This window comes from Hyphomicrobium sp. (assembly GCF_009026145.1).
Classification (GTDB): domain Bacteria; phylum Pseudomonadota; class Alphaproteobacteria; order Rhizobiales; family Hyphomicrobiaceae; genus Hyphomicrobium_A.
The window spans coordinates 15,306-30,740 of the sequence record NZ_WBUE01000007.1 but is presented as its reverse complement, the minus strand read 5'-3'; the positions used below and the strand labels follow the sequence as shown (position 1 = coordinate 30,740).

Sequence of the window (15,435 nt, the reverse complement as noted above, 5' to 3'; positions counted from 1 at the left end):
GCTCGCGAATTTTGTTTGTGGCGAAGTCTGCCAATACCTAAGAAAGCAAGACGTGGGCCAATCGCATTTTTCGCTTCAAATCAATATGTTGTTGTCGTTCTCCGGGGTTTGAGGGATGGCGCTTGCGAATAGCTGGCTTGCAGGACTTGGCTGCAGTGGATGGTGCGTGACCACCAGCTATGACCCGGCAAGGAAGAAGGTTCGCACTCAGGGACGACGGCGCACCGCCCCGCCGCGGCGCGCGATCGATTTTTTGGCGGCAGCGCGCGAGCGTGCCGTCCAGATCGGCGATCGCTTATTGCGCGGCACCGACATAGTAGCTGAGCAGCCTGGTGACACGCTGCATCTCGTCGAGGCGGTGCATGAAGACGTCGCGCATGCCAATGACCCCGATAAGCCGTTTGCCGTCGAGCACCGGCAGATGGCGAATGTGGCGCTCGGCCATCACCTTGGCCACCTCCGATAGGCTGTCGTCCGGCGAGCACGTGAAGGCCTTCTTGGTCATCAGCGCGGCGACGGGCAGCTCATGCAAATGACCGCGGTGCAGGGCGAGGCCGTAGGCGATATCTCGTTCCGAGATGATACCGTCCAGGGACACGCCATCATGGCTGACAATCATCGCCCCGACCCGCTCCTGCTGCAGGCGGCGCGCCAGCGTGGCAATGGTCTCGGTTGGCTTGATCGTCAGCAGGCCCGGGCCTTTCGCCTCGAGGATGTCGACGACTTTCACGACGCGTCTCTTCATGGGCCTTCTCCCTTGCTATCGCTTCGTTCGGCGAAGTCTGGTGAGGGCCGCTGAGGCAAGACCCGAGCCAAGAAGAAAAGAGCGCCCACGAACAATCAGTTAGCGCCGCGGGGGTGGAGTGGATGATCGACGCCCGGATGGCGACCTTCCAAGCGTGCGCATGTAGTGATTAGCGCGTAACCAGGCGCCCAACGCTGCGCGTCCCAGAAAATCGAATGGGCGGGCAGCAACGACGGCAGTCGCTCGCCGGAGCCTAAACAATTCTATCGAGCAGCTCCGGAAACGCCTGCGTTCCCATATCGGCCATGACGTAATGGCCCTTGTCGGCGAGATCGACGATGTCTCCGCCTAGCGCCGCGTGATAGAGGGCGAGGCTCTTCTTCCCGTCCTCCCTCTCGGTATCGGACGTGAACATCAGGATGCGGCGCACCCGGGCCTTTATCGTCTCGTCGATCGCGAATTCGTAAAACGCTTTTCGGTGGGGATCCCCGGCCCTCGGTATTTTCCAGGGCGCGACGAGCACCAGAGTGTCGATCGCCTGCTTGGACTCGCCAAGCCAGCGGACGAGAAACGCGCAGCCGCAGCTATGACCGATTAGGATGGTGCGCTCCGAGACCGGAAGCTTCTCGAATTCGCGCTTGTAAGCCTGGTAATCCGGCGCCCATGGCTCCGGCATGATCGGTATGAGCGTCGGGATATTGCGCGCGGTCAGGCTCGCCCGCACCCATGGGATCCAATGCTTGTCATAGGATCGCGTCTCGATATCACGCTCTCCTTCCGGCCCGGCGGGGCAGCCGTGAACGATGATGCAATTGCGCTCGGGCATGCGCGGCAGTTTTCCTGGTGCTCTGGTTGGGGCAGGCACGGCCCTCGACAACCGTTTTCCTGCCACACTGCTAGCGCAGATGGCACTGGATATTACCGCCGTCTGCTCGATGGAAACGGGGGTCGATGAGACGCTTTCCGGGCCCAGCCTTCATCTACGCGTTAGCCATGCTCGCCGGCGCCGTCACGCCAATTCAGCCGGCCCACGCCCAATTGTTCTGGGACTGGGGAGGCGGGGACGAAAGCGACGGCAGCGGCCGGGAAATGGTGCGCTTTGATCGGCGCTTCGCACCCGGCGAAATCGTCGTCAGCTTCGGCGATCGGCGATTGTATTTCATCACCCACCCCGGCGAGGCCGTCAGCTACCCCATCGCCATTCCGCGCGAGCAGGATCGCTGGCAGGGTGTGACGAAGGTCTCCGACAAGAAGGTCAACCCTTCCTGGCGACCGACGCCGGACATGCTGGCGGAAAATCCCCGCCTGCCGAGTTGGGTGCCGGGCGGGCATCCCATGAACCCGCTGGGCGTGCGCGCGCTCTACCTCGGCGCCAGCTCGTATCGCATTCACGGCACCGATGCGCCCTGGACGATCGGCACCGCCGCCTCCAAGGGCTGCATCCGCATGTACAATCAGGACGTGCGCGATCTCTACCCACGCGCCAAGATCGGAGCCAAGGTGACGGTGACGTGGCAGCGCTTCGATGCGACCGCGGACTTCGACTCAGCGGCGGACGTCGTGTCCAGCCGTGCCCCGGCGCGCCCGCGACTGCGAGAGATGGCGCCCGCCGACCTTCCGCCCGAAGCAGTGGATCACTGGGCTGACTAAGCCGCTGATCACTGGACACCCATGTTGCAGCGCGTCATGCTGCAACTCGTTCAGGTCACGTTCAAAAACGCACTCACAGACTTCTCGCTCAAGGCGAGGATCAGATCGTGCAGCGCCGCACTTTCCTGGCGACCGGATTGGCCGCATTGGCGACGCTGGGGCCCAGCGCCACTCTGAGCCGCGGTAAGTTACCAGCTGCCCCAACGCACGCGCCCAAGGCCAGCAAGAATGCAATCGCCCGTTTCGTTCGCCAGCGTGCCAAGGAGCTGGCGCGCCGCGCCTTTGTGCCGCCCGTTGAGACGCCCGCTCCGCTGGCAGCGATGGGGTACGATGCGTATCGAGATCTGCGGTTTCGCCCCGAGCGGGCCATTTGGCGCGGCAAGAACCTTGGTTTCGAGCTGCAGTTCTTCGTCTCTGCCTACATCTACCGCTCGGCCGTCGACATCTTTCTCGTCGACAACGGCTCTATCCGGCGGCTGAGCGCCGATCGCGACCTGTTCGACTTCGGTCCCCAGGACGGAAAGGTCCCGCGTAACGCCCCTCTGCATTTTTCGGGCTTTCGCATCCACGCGCCGCTCAAGCGGCCGGACTATTACGACGAGCTGCTGGCATTCCAGGGGGCAAGCTATTTCCGCGGCCTCGGGAAGCACCACAGCTACGGCCTGTCGGCGCGCGCCCTGGCGCTGAGCACCGAAGGCCCCGAGCCAGAGGAGTTCCCTCTCTTCCGAAGCTTTTGGATCGAACGCCCGAAGGACCAGAGCGCGCTTACCGTCCACGGGCTGCTCGACAGCCCCTCGGTGACCGGCGCCTACACGTTCGTCATCGCGCCGGGTGCCGCGACCGTGATGGACGTCGAGGCACAGATCTTCCCGCGGCGCGATCTGCCCAAGGTGGGATTGGCACCCCTCACCAGCATGTTTCTGAAGGCGACGCACGACGGCGATGGGCCGCCTGATTTCCGCCCCGCGATCCACGACTCAGGCGCGCTCGCTGCCTGGAACGGCGCCGATGAGCGTCTGTGGCGTCCGCTTCTCAGTCCGCCCGAGCTGCAGATGAGCTGCTTCCGCGACCGCAGCCCCAAGGGCTTCGGCCTCATTCAGCGCGAACGGCACTTCGACGCCTATCAGGACCTCGAGGCGCACTACCAGGACCGCCCCAGCGCCTGGGTCGAGCCCAAGGGCGACTGGGGCGATGGCTGCGTGCAGCTCATCGAGATCCCGACGCAGGCCGAATACTTCGACAACATCGTCGCCGCCTGGCGTCCCGACAAGACACTGCACGCCGGGCACACGTACTCAATCGGCTATCGGCTGAGCTGGTGCGACGACACACCCGCCTGGCGCGGTTATCGCGTGGGAGCAACGCGCATTGGCGAAGGCTCACGACCGGGGACGGTGCGCTTTGTCATCGATTTCCTCGACCCGCGCGCCACCAAGCCGGAGCAGGTCGCATCCGTCGGTGTCACCGACGCACCCCTGCGGCCGCTACCGGAAGCCGTGATCAGCGCCGGCGCCGGCCTCACCGGTCCCGCCCTCATGCAGCGCAACGACGTGTCCGGAGGCATTCGGGCGACGTTCGAGCTCGATCCGCAGGGTCATAAGGAGAGCGAGCTGCGCCTTGCCTTGGTTGCCGACGGGCAGCCGGCGTCGGAGGTCTGGCTCTTCCGCTGGCGTCGCTAGTCTCCTCTGCGAGGAGCTCAGCCCGCATCCTGCTTCGCTGCGGCGCCCTGCTCGATCAGGACCTCGGCGGGGAGATCCCTGATGTGCAATTCACCGTTTTGCCAAGCCAGGGGCTGCCCGTCGCTGCTACGCGCATTCGCAGGCGGTGACCATGGCCATGGCAGGAAGAAGCCTCCGGGCGGGCGCGCATCGCCGCCAAGGTGGACCACAATGTCGTCGCCGCGCCGCTTGAACGACATGCTGAGCGAGCCGTAGGGCGTGCGCAGGTTGTTCACCTTGAAGCCGGGGCCAGCGAGCCAATCGCCGGGTATTCCAGCCGCCAGCACCAGCGCCTTGTCGCTCTGGCGCTCGTAAGCGAACATGTCGAGCACCGAACGGATGTAGTCAGAAGCAATCCACGCGTGCGGCATATCGCCAATGAAGCGAGGCTGCCGCGCCTCGCGGCCGACCACCTCCGCCCATTGGTTCCACGCCGCAGGGCGCTGGTCCCTGAAGAAGTAGTCGAGAAGCTCGTGGGCGCGCTCGCGCCAGCCGAGCCGAACGAAGCTGCCGGCGACGCGCAGCTCATAGGGCGTGTAGGCGTCCCAGCTCACCTTGCCGTCGCGCCGATCCAAGAAGTTGCGCCAATAGCGCTCGAACGTGGCGCGCAGCAGATCGCCGGGCACATTCTGCTCCTCGCCCGCGGGTGCCAAGGCGATGGTCGTCGATGTGGCGTCGAAGTCGCCGAGGTCGGCGGCGCCGGGCACGTACGAGATGCCGTGCACCTCGGCGGCGGTGCGCACCGACGCCTTGAAGTCGCGCCGGAACTCGTTCTGTGCCTGCGCGAATTCCCGCGCCGCGTCACCTTTGCCGAGCGTTTCGGCGATGGCCACCGCATTCTTGTAGCCGAGCAGGCCCCACAGCACGTCCCAATACGAATAGGCCGGCTTGCTAGCGTAGCCCTCGTGGCTGATGGAAGGCGGCAGCAGCCCGAACAGCATACGGCGCTGCGCTGTGAGGTTGGCGGGCGTGCGCTCCGATGCCCGCAGGCCGTCCATGAAGCGCACGGCGGCTTCGACGTGCGGCCACGTCGTTTCCAACAGGGCGCGGTCGCCCGTATAGCGAAACACCTCGTTGGCGAGAAAGATCAGTTGTCCGTTGCTGTCGTGCTCAGGCACCGGGTCGGCACCCCTGGCATCGACGCAGCAGGGAACCTTGCCGTTGTCAAACTGGTGCGGGGCGAACCAGCGCAGATAGTCCGCCGCGATGTTGGCATGCCCGAGCCGCACCAGCGATTCCGATATCATCGCCCCATCGCGGATCCACGAGCGTCCATAGGAGCGCGTACCGGGGCGTAGGATGGGCCCATCGCGCGTCATGAGAATTTGAGCGAGGGACGAGCGTAGTGTGTCGACGATGTGCCGGCCGCCCGCCGGGACGTCGAACTCGACGCGGTTGAGTTTGGCGCGCCACTCTGCTTCGAGCTGACTTTGCTGCGCCTCGAGCCAGTCCTCCGCCGAGCGACCGCCAAGATCGGGTGCTGTCGCCTCGCCCGCCAACGGCGCCACGAGACCGATTGTGCGGCTCGCTCGCGGCGCCAACTGCATGCGGTAGACGAGAACGCCGGAGGCAAATCCAACGTCGTCGGCGACGTGGCTGGGCGAAGAATCTGCCGCCGCGAGCAGCTTGTCGGGATAGCCGCCGGCTTCGAATGCCGAGGCGGTAAATCGATCCGGCGCCGCGAGCGGCACGACCTTCGCCTGCCCGTTGACCGATAGTTTCGCCCCGTCCCAGTCGAGCGACCTGATCGCGCTCACACCGCCGGCGAGATTGAGGAACTGCGTCGGCGGATTGACCTGGAACGGTCGCGCCGCGAGCGCGAGCTGCAACGTTTGCGGCCGATCGGTCTCGTTGCTGACCGTGTAGCGTGCCACGAGCTCGGCAGTGTCGCGTGAGCCGCGCGCAAAGGCGGTGACGCGCAGGCTCCAGTCGCGATGCTTCCAGGTGACGCTCGGCACCGGTAGATACCCTTCCGACAGCGCCTGCGTGGTGGTGACGTCGGACCAGGTGACGAGGCGCCCGTCCGACACGATGAACGGCTCGATGGAGAATCCACCGCGGCCGATCTCGAGCGCGCCATCCTCGGATAGAAGTGCACTATCGTCGCCCCCGTCGACGCCGACCAGCGTCCAATAGGGCTGCTCACCGGAGAAGCCGCGCGGGTAGAGGCCGCGCGGCGCGTCCCTCGCCAGGGCCTGGAAGAAGGCGTTGGGCGAGGCACCGAATGCGATGTCCTTGATATCGAGCTCGGCAAGGGCGTAGCCGTCCTTCGCTCCCTCGTGAAGATTGAGCCGAACGAAGCGTGCCTCCTGATCCGGAAGCAGCAGCGCGTCCTTGACGCCGTCGCCATTGGTCACCCGCCGCAGCACCTCCCAGTCGACGCCGTCGCTCGAAATTTCCACGTCGTAGCGGCGGGCCCGAGCGCCATCCATCCACTTCAGCTCGAGACCGCCGAACTCGCGCAGCATGCCCATATCGACGGTGAGACTTTGCGCCGGTCGCGCTTTTGGATCGGTGCGCCAGCCGGTACGTGCATCACCGTCCACCGCCAGCTGCGGCCCGGCGTCGAGCAGCGAAGATGTCGCCGTCGCCTTAAGAGGCGGGAAATGCGTCGGTGGGGGCGGTAGCGCGCGAAACCTCAGATCGTCGATCTCGATCGAGCCGCTGCCGCCGCCGCGACCGGCGCCCACAAGGATCTCCAGGCGCTCGATGCGCCGCAGGGTGCGGTCCTCGGTGGGGCCCCAGGCAAACGAGATCTGTCGCTTCTTGATCTTGATGCGACGCCACTCGTTGGGAAACTCGAAGTCGCGACGCTCGAACCACCACACGTTGTCGCCGCTGGCATCGGAGAACTTGACCTCGAAGTTGTTCACCAGCGCATTGGCGCGCAGCAGGAACGAGATCTCGAAGTTTTCCGGCAGATCGAGCGGCAATTCGCGGCGCACGAATGCGTAGCCGGCGGAGCGTCCGAAGTCGAAATCGAGCCGCAGGGCGCCCCCATGCACGCCGGCCGTCGACCGGCTCGAAGCCTTGACGCCGTCGGAGGCATCGGCCTTCCACGCACCGAGCCGCTCAAAGTCATCGAGCACCTGCGCTTGATCGCTCACCTTGGCACCACTCGCGCTCGCACCCAACGCAACGATTCCGATGGCCGCCAGCAGAGCGCGTGCACGCCATTCACGCCAGCCGAGGGCATTGGCCATCCTCATCCTTTGATGCTCCCCGCCAACAGACCGGCAAGATACTGGCGCTGCAGCACGAGAAACAGCAGCAGCACGGGAAGGATCGTCACCACCGAGCCGGCCATCATCAGCTCGTTGTCTTGTACATGCTCGCGCGACAGCGAGGCCAAGGCGACGGGCAGCGTATAGAGGCGCTCGTCCGACAGCACGATGAGCGGCCACATGAAGTCGTTCCACGTCCCCAGGAACGTAAACGTCGCCAGCGTCGCCAGGATCGGTCGCAGCGCGGGGAGGACGATGGAGACGAAGATCCTGAATTCGCTGGCGCCATCGACGCGCGCCGCTTCGAGCATCTCATCGGGGATGGAGAGCGCGTACTGGCGCACCAGCGCAATGCCGAAGATGGTGGCGAGCGCCGGCACGAGCACGCCGGCATAGGTGTTGACCAGCCCCAGGCTCTTCAAGAGCAGAAACAGCGGCAGCATCGCCACCTGGGCGGGGATGACGATGGCGCCGAGCAGGGAGCGGAAGATCTGCTCACGCCCCGTAAAGCGCAGCTTGGCGAAGGCGTAGCCGGCCAAGACGTTGAAGGTGAGCGACAGGACGGTGGCGGCGACAGCGAGCGCCAAGCTGTTGAAGAAGAAGCGGCCCATGCCTTCGCGGGCGAACAGCTCGCGGTAGTTGGCGAGCGTCGGCTCCTGCGGGAGGAGCGGAGGCGGAAAGGCGCTCGCCTCTCCCGGCGCCATGAACGAGACCGAGAGCATCCACACGAGCGGAAACAGCGCCAGCATTGCGGCGCCGATGAGCGCACCGTTGATGGCGATGGCGGCCGGGCTCAGCTTCATCGCGCTTCCCTCAAGCGTGCCACGTAGAGCTGCAGCATCGTCACCGCGAACATGAGCACGAAGAGAATGAAGGCGATGGCGGAGGCGAAACCGAGGTTCCACCACTTGAAGCCTTCCTCGTACATGAAATAGAGCACGCTCACCGTGCTTTGCAGGGGGCCGCCCTGCGTCATCACATACGGCTCGGCGAAGAGCTGGAAGTAGCCGGCCATCGTCAGCACGCTCACCAGCAGGATGACCGGAGCGAGCGATGGCAAGGTGACGAAGCGGAGCTGCTGCCAACTCGATGCGCCATCGATGCGCGCCGCCTCGTAGAGCTCCTCGGGAATGCTCTGCAGCCCGGCCAGGAATATGATCATGTTGTAGCCGAAGTTCTTCCACACCGCGAAGAGGATGATCGCCGGCATCGCCCAGCGCGGATCGCCGAGCCAATCGATGGTGCCGAGCCCCAGCCATTCCAAACCGTAGTTGATGAGGCCGCTGCGCGTGTGCAGCAGGTAGCGCCAGACGATGGCGACGGCGACGAGCGTGGTGACGACGGGTGCGAAGAGGGCGACGCGGAAGAACCCCTTGAACCGCGCCAGCTTGGAGTTCAACAACAGGGCCGCCCCGAGCGAGGCGGCGATCGACAGCGGCACGCCGACGCCGACGAAATAGAGCGTATTGCCGAGCGCCTTCCAGAACAGCGGCGTTTGCAGCAGCTCCACGTAGTTCGCGATGCCGACGAAGCGCAGGTTGCCGAGGTCGGCCAGCGCGTAGATGTCGAAGTCGGTGAAGCTCAGGGCGAATCCCGCCAGCACCGGCGCGAAGAAGAAGACGACGATCACCACCAGCGCCGGCGCCACAAATGCACATGCCGCCCAGTTGAGCTTCACGGCTGCTCCTTTCGCGCCAGCAGCCAGCGCCGCTTTTCGAGGATGCGGTCGGCGCGCCGATCGATCTCGGCCGCCGCCTCGTCGACCGTCATGCGGCCCCCCTGTACCATGCGCTCGGCCACGAGCTGCATCTCGCTGGCGATGCGCTCCCACTCGGGCACCATCGGCGCCGGCTTGACCCGCTCGAGCTGCTCGCGAAAGGCGCGCGCGTAAACGTCGGCCTGCAGCCGCTCATCGTTCCACGCGCTGCGCCGCGGCGGCAGGTTGCCCGTCATGGCGTGGAAGCGCAGCTGCACGTCAGGCCGCGAAAGGTATTGCACGAGCTGCCAGGCTTCCTTCTTGCGCGGCGAGCCGCTGAACACCACGAGGCTGGCGCCGCCAGCCGTGGAATAGCCGGGGCCGTTGGCTCCCGGCAGCGGCGCCGTCATCCAGCTCGCCTGCAGGCTGGCCGGCAGCCGCCGCTTGAACTCGCCGATGTTCCACGGCCCGGTGATGTAGAACGTGAAGTGTCCGCGCGCGAACTCATCCCACGTGTTGGCGATCTGGTGGGCGCCCGTGGCCGGCGCGAAGCCATCCTCGAACATATCCAGATAGAAGCGGAGCGCACGCTTGAAACCATCGCTGCGGAAGTTGCCCCGCGTGTCCCCGTCGCGCAGCAACGGCGCTTCCTGCTGCGCTGCGAGCGCCAGCAGCGGCTCGTATTCGTTGAGCGGCAAGAGCACGCCGTAACTGTGGGGCGCGGCACGCTGCTCGAGGGCGCGCAACATCTCGACCCATTCCTCCCACGTCGTCGGCGGAGCGGCGTACCCCGCAGCGGCAAGCAAGTCGCGGCGATAGAACAGGAGGCGCGTGTCGATGTACCAGGGCACCCCATACGCCGTTTGGTCGAGCACGTTGGTCTGCCAGATGCCGGCAAAGTAATCGTCGACGTCGACCACCGACGGATCGACGGGATCGACCGCGCGCAGCGCGACGAACTCCGGCAGCCAGGTGTTCCCGAGCTGGGCCACGTCGGGCAACGCGTCGCCGGCAAACGCGGTGAGCAGCTTTTGATGGGCAGCCGTCCACGGCAGCTGCTGCACCTCGACGCGGACGTTCGGATGCGCGCGCTCGAAGTCGGGAATGAGCTCGCGCACCACCTCGCCTTCGCGGCCCATCGCCCAAAATCGGACGACCGTCGCCGTGTCGGCGCTCTCCTGGCAGCCGGCGAGCGCCCAGGCGAGAAGGAAGATCGGGATGAGACGCGCTGCGATGCGGTTCGTCAAAAGACTGCTACCCGTGACCAACGCCGATCTGCCATCGCTCACGCGATGTAGGTCTCGCCCGCTGCGCCGTCGGCGCACCTCACGCTTCCGTCGTCGCGAGCCATCCGCCGTTGAACCCTGCACGCTCGAGGCCGCGGCGCAAGTGCGGGTTCTTGCGCATCACACGCCAGACGAGGCCCGTTTGTCCATTCTCGATCATGGCGACGATGGGCCCCTGGTCGATGCCGAGATAATCGCTCGCCACCCAACCGAAACCCTTGATGCAGCGCCCGTGCACGAGTGGGACGTCGAAATCGAAGCTCGGGTTGAACGCGTCGAGGAAGCCATATTCGGAGTATATGTGCTGGCCATAGCGCCGATGCAGCTCGCGGATCGTCGGAATGACGATCTCCGGCGCGAAAGCGATGGAGCCGAGAACGGCGGTCGGCGCCAGCGTGCCATCGTCGTACCCATAGGGGCCGACGACACCGCGCCCTGCATAGCTGCGAAACAAACGCAGCTTGCCGGCATACTCGCGCGCAACATCGGCCGGTCCGTCGGACGCGGTGACGCCCCACACGTCGCTGCCGTAGTCCTTCCAGCCATGCGGATTGGCGATGGCGTACGCCCGCTGCGCGTAAATGGCGCGCCGGTTGTTCTCGAAGTAGTCTATGCCGCGATTGCTCATATAGCGGTCCCGCAGGCCGCGCAGATCGATCCACGTCTGGCAATACTGGTGACCGAACAGCGGCGCGAAGGCGAGGTGCGGCTCCCCGAAATCGCTTTGCCAGGACTGGTCGTAGGTGCTCGTCCATTCCTCCCACGCTGCCTGCTCGACCGGATGCGTCGGTGAGCCGAGGGCCAGCAGGTAGACGATCATCGCCTCGTTGTAGCCGCGCCAATCGTATTCGAGGAACCCGCACTCCGGCGACCAGCCATGGCTGATCGCCGGCGGGCGAATCTGCGCCCAGCGCCAATCGACGCGCGCGTAGATATTCTCGGCGAGCTGGCGGATCTGCGCCTCGTCGTCGTCTTCGGCGTCGAAGTACGATTGGCAGAACAGCGCTCCGGCGAGGAACAGCGCTGTATCGACCGTCGACAGCTCCGAGCCTCCGGCGCGCAGCCCGGTGGTCAGATCCAGGAAGTGGTAGAAGAAACCGTGGTGGCCCGTCGTGCCGCGCGGTTCGGGGCCCTGGGGCGCATCGTGGAAGAAGCGCAGGGTCGTGAGCACGCGCTCGACCGCCACGCGGCGCGTGACGTAGCCGCGCTCGACACCGATGGGGTAAGCGGTGAGCGCGAATCCGACGGCGGCGATGCTCGAGGGCGACTGCGACGGGTAGCGGTCGCGCGCCAACCCATTGCGCACATTGGTCGTCTCCCAAAAAAATCGGAACGTGCGCTTCTGAACGTCTGCGATCAAAGGGTCGAGCACGGGCTGCTCAGGTTCTTTCAGGCGTGGAATTGCGCCCGGGGCCGCTAGGAACGGCAGTGTACCAGTCGCCATAAGGCCCAAGCCGCCGACGAGCACTGAGCGTCGGCTGGGGCGCGCGCGCGCTGCAGGCAACCTTCTGCCTCGGTCGAGCGTTGTGCGTTTTGGCAAAGTTCCGTCTCCCTTCTTCGGACCGCGGGGCATCCCGAAAACACCTCGGGCTGGCCAAGTCGGCCGGCGTCACGCCTCCAGGGATTTGTGGTTGTTGGCGACGAGGATGGGCCGCTGCAGCTGCCGCGCCCCCTCGCAGGGCGGGTGTTGCCTAAGCAGAGTTTGGGACTGCAATAAGGTGAGCGCCACGCGACACCGATCGCGCTCTACACGTTTGGCTACAGGCGTGAAACATGCCGAAGGGATTTGCGCGGACATCGGGTGCGCGCTGCGATCTCGTCGCGAACGGTTGACCCGTTCTGTGGATTGCAGGCTAGAGATCATGCCCTCCGCTCCCCCGTACGACGACGCATAACGTCATCCGCGGAGCGCGGCAACTCTTGATACGGAGCTTTTCGAACGCAGAGTTAAGTCGCGTGCGTTTGTTGCGATGCGACGTGTCTTGCGTGCTACTGACGCACGCGGGATGTATTCAAATCGTGCGTAACGAGGAACTGCAGTGCAACATACTCGGAGGGAAGCAATGCGCGGCGCACAATTTCCAAAGGGGTTCTTGTGGGGTAGCGCAACAGCGGCATATCAGATCGAAGGATCGCCTCTCGCCGATGGTGCCGGGCCGAGCATTTGGCACCGCTTCGTGCACACGCCGGGACTAGTGCGCGACGGCGACACCGGTGACGTCGCCTGCGATCACTACCGCCGCTGGGCCGACGACGTGGCGCTGATGCGGCGCCTCGGATTGCAGGCCTACCGCTTCAGCATCTCATGGAGCAGAATTCTCCCCGCCGGCACCGGCGCCGTGAATGACGCCGGACTCGACTTCTACGAGCGTCTTGTCGATGCCCTGCTCGAGAACGGAATCGAGCCGCTCGTCACGCTCTATCACTGGGACCTGCCGGCCGCGCTCGACGACCGCGGGGGGTGGCTCAATCCGGAGATATCGAAGTGGTTTGCCGATTACGCCGACGTCATGTACCGCCGCCTCGACGACCGCGTGAAGAAATGGGTGACGCTGAACGAGCCGTGGGTCGTATCGGATGGCGGCTACCTGCACGGGGCCCTGGCCCCGGGGCATCGCAACCGCTTCGAGGCCCCGATCGCCTCGCATAACCTCTTGCGCGCGCACGGCGCCGCGGTGGAGACCTATCGCGCCACGGGGCACCACGAGATCGGCCTCGTGGTCAATATCGAGCCGAAGTATCGCGCCTCCGAGGATCCCGCCGATGTGGCCGCCACGGCGCGCGCCGAAGCCTACATGAACCGGCAGTACCTCGATCCAGTATGCCTTGGCCGCTATCCGGAGGAGATGGCGGAGATCTTCGGCGAGGCGTGGCCGCAGTGGCCGGCGCGGGACCTTGCGCGCATCCGCCAGCCGATCGATTTCCTCGGCGTCAACTACTATACGCGCAGCGTCACGCGCCACGATCCCAACGCTTGGCCGCTCAGGGCGTGTGCGGTGCGTCAGAAGCAGGCGACCTACACCGAGACGGGCTGGGAGGTGTTTCCGCCGGGCCTGACGGAGACGCTTCTATGGATCAAGCGCCGCTACGGCGACATCCCCCTCTACATCACCGAGAACGGCGCCGCCTTCTTCGATCCGCCCACGGCGAAGAAGGGCCGCGTCGAGGATCCTCTGCGCGTCGATTACCTGCGTGAGCATATCCGCGCCGTGCACGAGGCCATTCGGCAGGGAGTCGACGTGCGTGGCTACATGGTCTGGTCGCTGCTCGACAACCTCGAATGGTCGCTCGGCTACTCGAAGCGCTTCGGCATCGTGCATGTCGACTTCGCCAGCCTCGAGCGCACGCCGAAGGACAGCGCGCGCTTCTATGCCAAGGTCATAGCCACGAACGGAGCCGTGCTCGAGGAAAGCCCTGCCGCCGCCAGCTAGATGCGCCCACGCGGCAAGGCGACTTCCGGGGTTTCATCGACCGGTTCGGCAAGGCGGCGGAAGGCGCGCCCGTCAGCATCGAAGAGGTAGCAGGCAGACGGCGCACATCCCGGCCGGATCGTCTCCCCGGGACGCACCTCCACATCGCCGGGCAGCTGCACCGTTACCTCCGTCTCGGTCCGCGCCAGCGTGCCGTAGGCGATGGTCACGCTACCCAGCGATTCGACGAAGCGGACTTTCACCGGCAGCACATTCAACTGCGCACGCGGGTTGAAATGCTCCGGGCGAATGCCGAGCGTCACGCGCTGCTTGGGGCGCGCGGCACCGGCATCGACGGCCGCGGTGATGGTGTCGCCCGAGGCAAGTCGGATGACGACGCCTCGCGCGCCTGCCGACTCGATCTCGGCCTCGAGGAAATTCATGCGCGGCGAGCCTATGAAGCCGGCGACGAAGACATTGTCCGGATCCCGGTAGATGTCCATCGGGGTGCCGACCTGCTCGATGCATCCCGCCGACAGCACCACGATGCGCTTGGCGAGCGTCATCGCCTCGATCTGATCGTGCGTCACGTAAATCATCGTCGTCTTCAGCTCGGCGTGGAGCTTCGCCAGCTCGTAACGCATGCTCGCCCGCAACGCCGCATCGAGGTTGGACAGCGGCTCGTCGAACAGGAACACCTTCGGCTTGCGGACGATCGCCCGCCCGATGGCGACGCGCTGCCTCTGGCCACCCGATAGAACCTTCGGCTTCTTGTCGAGGAGATGCTCGATATGCAGCGTGCGCGCCGCCGCGCGCACAGCCGCCTCGATCTCCGTCTTATCGAGCTTGGCCAGCCGCAGCCCGAACGACATATTCTCATAAACGGTCATGTGCGGATAAAGCGCATACGACTGGAAGACCATCGCCACGCCCCGGCGCGCCGGGGCGACGTCGTTGACGATCCGTCCGTCGATGCAGATTTCGCCGCCCGAGACCTCGTCGAGCCCGGCAATGAGGCGCAGCAGGGTCGATTTTCCGCACCCCGAGGGCCCGACGAAGACGACGAGCTCGCCGTCGGCGATCTCGAGGTTGATGTTCTCGAGCACCACGGCGCTGCCGAAGCTCTTGCGCACGTTGGAGAGTTTAAGCTCGCTCATGGGATCCCGTGCACCGGACTGATCGCTCGCGATGGGGCGAAGTCTATATGGTGGACCACTGAGGGCCACAAGATTGAGGTGTCAACGCTTGACGTGCGGCGGCGGGCACCGAAAGACGCCAGAAGACACTAAGTGAACGTGGCACGCTGCGGAACGCGGCAGGATTCCCTCAGGGGTTGGTGACGCCGCACGACTTTCCGGTTGACGGAGTTGCATGGCAGCTCCGCCGACGCGTCGGCCAGGCCGCGCCACCTCCGGCTCGGGCCTCAAGCAGCTCATCCCGACGAGATCGCGCCCCGCGCGCAGTTGCAGCGTGCACGCGAGCATCGCCCCGGCCCGAACCCGATTTGCCAGGAATTGGAATAGCAATTGCAATTCTGTCCATTTGAAATGGGAATTTCTCCTGCTCATTTTAGGAATTCAGGGAAAATATGCATTCGACTTTGGTATTAGCAAATAAACAAATCGCGCAATCTTTGTCTAAGGTCGAATTTACGCATTCGGCATGCGCCCCATAAGCGTCTTCTCAAGCGGCGCAATTCAGTCGCC

11 protein-coding genes are annotated in these 15,435 nt (G+C 65.1%); 3 read left to right on the top strand and 8 right to left on the bottom strand.

All coding sequences use genetic code 11. The features are described 5' to 3' along the window. Window positions 1-295: 295 nt before the first annotated feature. A complete protein-coding gene (locus tag F9K20_RS07790; RefSeq protein ID WP_290999562.1) occupies window positions 296-745 on the bottom strand; it encodes a CBS domain-containing protein in 450 nt (149 codons plus the stop codon). Between the two features lie 253 nt (window positions 746-998). Further along, entirely contained in the window at window positions 999-1,571 is a 573-nt protein-coding gene (locus tag F9K20_RS07785; RefSeq protein ID WP_290999559.1) for an alpha/beta hydrolase, read from the bottom strand. Window positions 1,572-1,696: 125 nt separating this feature from the next. Here F9K20_RS07785 and F9K20_RS07780 point away from each other — a divergent pair, with 125 nt between their 5' ends. Together F9K20_RS07780 and F9K20_RS07775 are read left to right on the top strand one after the other, a co-directional pair. Continuing rightward, window positions 1,697-2,395: a L,D-transpeptidase gene (locus tag F9K20_RS07780; RefSeq protein ID WP_290999556.1), complete on the top strand. Its 699-nt coding sequence runs from the start codon at window positions 1,697-1,699 to the stop codon at window positions 2,393-2,395. Between the two features lie 107 nt (window positions 2,396-2,502). Continuing rightward, on the top strand, window positions 2,503-4,074 hold the full coding sequence (locus F9K20_RS07775; protein WP_290999554.1) for a glucan biosynthesis protein: 1,572 nt from the start codon (window positions 2,503-2,505) through the stop codon (window positions 4,072-4,074). 17 nt (window positions 4,075-4,091) lie between these two features. Here F9K20_RS07775 and F9K20_RS07770 read toward each other — a convergent pair whose 3' ends face one another. From F9K20_RS07770 to F9K20_RS07750, 5 genes are all read right to left on the bottom strand, one after another. Next, the gene (locus tag F9K20_RS07770; RefSeq protein ID WP_290999551.1) at window positions 4,092-7,316 is read right to left on the bottom strand and encodes a discoidin domain-containing protein; all 3,225 of its coding nucleotides are present in this window, start codon (window positions 7,314-7,316) and stop codon (window positions 4,092-4,094) included. 2 nt (window positions 7,317-7,318) lie between these two features. After that, window positions 7,319-8,140 (bottom strand): carbohydrate ABC transporter permease, encoded by an 822-nt coding sequence (locus F9K20_RS07765; RefSeq protein WP_290999549.1) that lies wholly within the window; start codon window positions 8,138-8,140, stop codon window positions 7,319-7,321. Beyond that, window positions 8,137-9,015, bottom strand: a complete 879-nt coding sequence (locus tag F9K20_RS07760; RefSeq protein WP_290999547.1) for a carbohydrate ABC transporter permease — start codon at window positions 9,013-9,015, stop codon at window positions 8,137-8,139. Before F9K20_RS07760 ends, F9K20_RS07765 begins: the two co-directional genes overlap by 4 nt. Further along, on the bottom strand, window positions 9,012-10,280 hold the full coding sequence (locus tag F9K20_RS07755) for a sugar ABC transporter substrate-binding protein (protein ID WP_290999543.1): 1,269 nt from the start codon (window positions 10,278-10,280) through the stop codon (window positions 9,012-9,014). Before F9K20_RS07755 ends, F9K20_RS07760 begins: the two co-directional genes overlap by 4 nt. Window positions 10,281-10,359: 79 nt before the next feature. Next, entirely contained in the window at window positions 10,360-11,763 is a 1,404-nt protein-coding gene (locus tag F9K20_RS07750; protein WP_290999540.1) for a glucoamylase family protein, read from the bottom strand. Between the two features lie 619 nt (window positions 11,764-12,382). Here F9K20_RS07750 and F9K20_RS07745 point away from each other — a divergent pair. Further along, complete coding sequence (locus tag F9K20_RS07745) at window positions 12,383-13,750, top strand: GH1 family beta-glucosidase (RefSeq protein WP_290999537.1); 1,368 nt, start codon at window positions 12,383-12,385, stop codon at window positions 13,748-13,750. Here F9K20_RS07745 and F9K20_RS07740 read toward each other — a convergent pair. Further along, complete coding sequence (locus F9K20_RS07740; RefSeq protein WP_290999534.1) at window positions 13,747-14,886, bottom strand: ABC transporter ATP-binding protein; 1,140 nt, start codon at window positions 14,884-14,886, stop codon at window positions 13,747-13,749. The two genes, F9K20_RS07745 and F9K20_RS07740, sit on opposite strands and share 4 nt — an antisense overlap. Window positions 14,887-15,435: the final 549 nt, after the last annotated feature.

Bases quoted from the DNA above. Each gene is read 5' to 3' on its own strand.
- F9K20_RS07790 (WP_290999562.1), bottom strand. From the start codon at position 745: ATGAAGAGACGCGTCGTGAAAGTCGTCGACATCCTCGAGGCGAAAGGC.
- F9K20_RS07785 (WP_290999559.1), bottom strand. From the start codon at position 1,571: ATGCCCGAGCGCAATTGCATCATCGTTCACGGCTGCCCCGCCGGGCCG.
- F9K20_RS07780 (WP_290999556.1), top strand. From the start codon at position 1,697: ATGAGACGCTTTCCGGGCCCAGCCTTCATCTACGCGTTAGCCATGCTC.
- F9K20_RS07770 (WP_290999551.1), bottom strand. From the start codon at position 7,316: ATGGCCAATGCCCTCGGCTGGCGTGAATGGCGTGCACGCGCTCTGCTG.
- F9K20_RS07765 (WP_290999549.1), bottom strand. From the start codon at position 8,140: ATGAAGCTGAGCCCGGCCGCCATCGCCATCAACGGTGCGCTCATCGGC.
- F9K20_RS07750 (WP_290999540.1), bottom strand. From the start codon at position 11,763: ATGGCGACTGGTACACTGCCGTTCCTAGCGGCCCCGGGCGCAATTCCA.
- F9K20_RS07745 (WP_290999537.1), top strand. From the start codon at position 12,383: ATGCGCGGCGCACAATTTCCAAAGGGGTTCTTGTGGGGTAGCGCAACA.
- F9K20_RS07740 (WP_290999534.1), bottom strand. From the start codon at position 14,886: ATGAGCGAGCTTAAACTCTCCAACGTGCGCAAGAGCTTCGGCAGCGCC.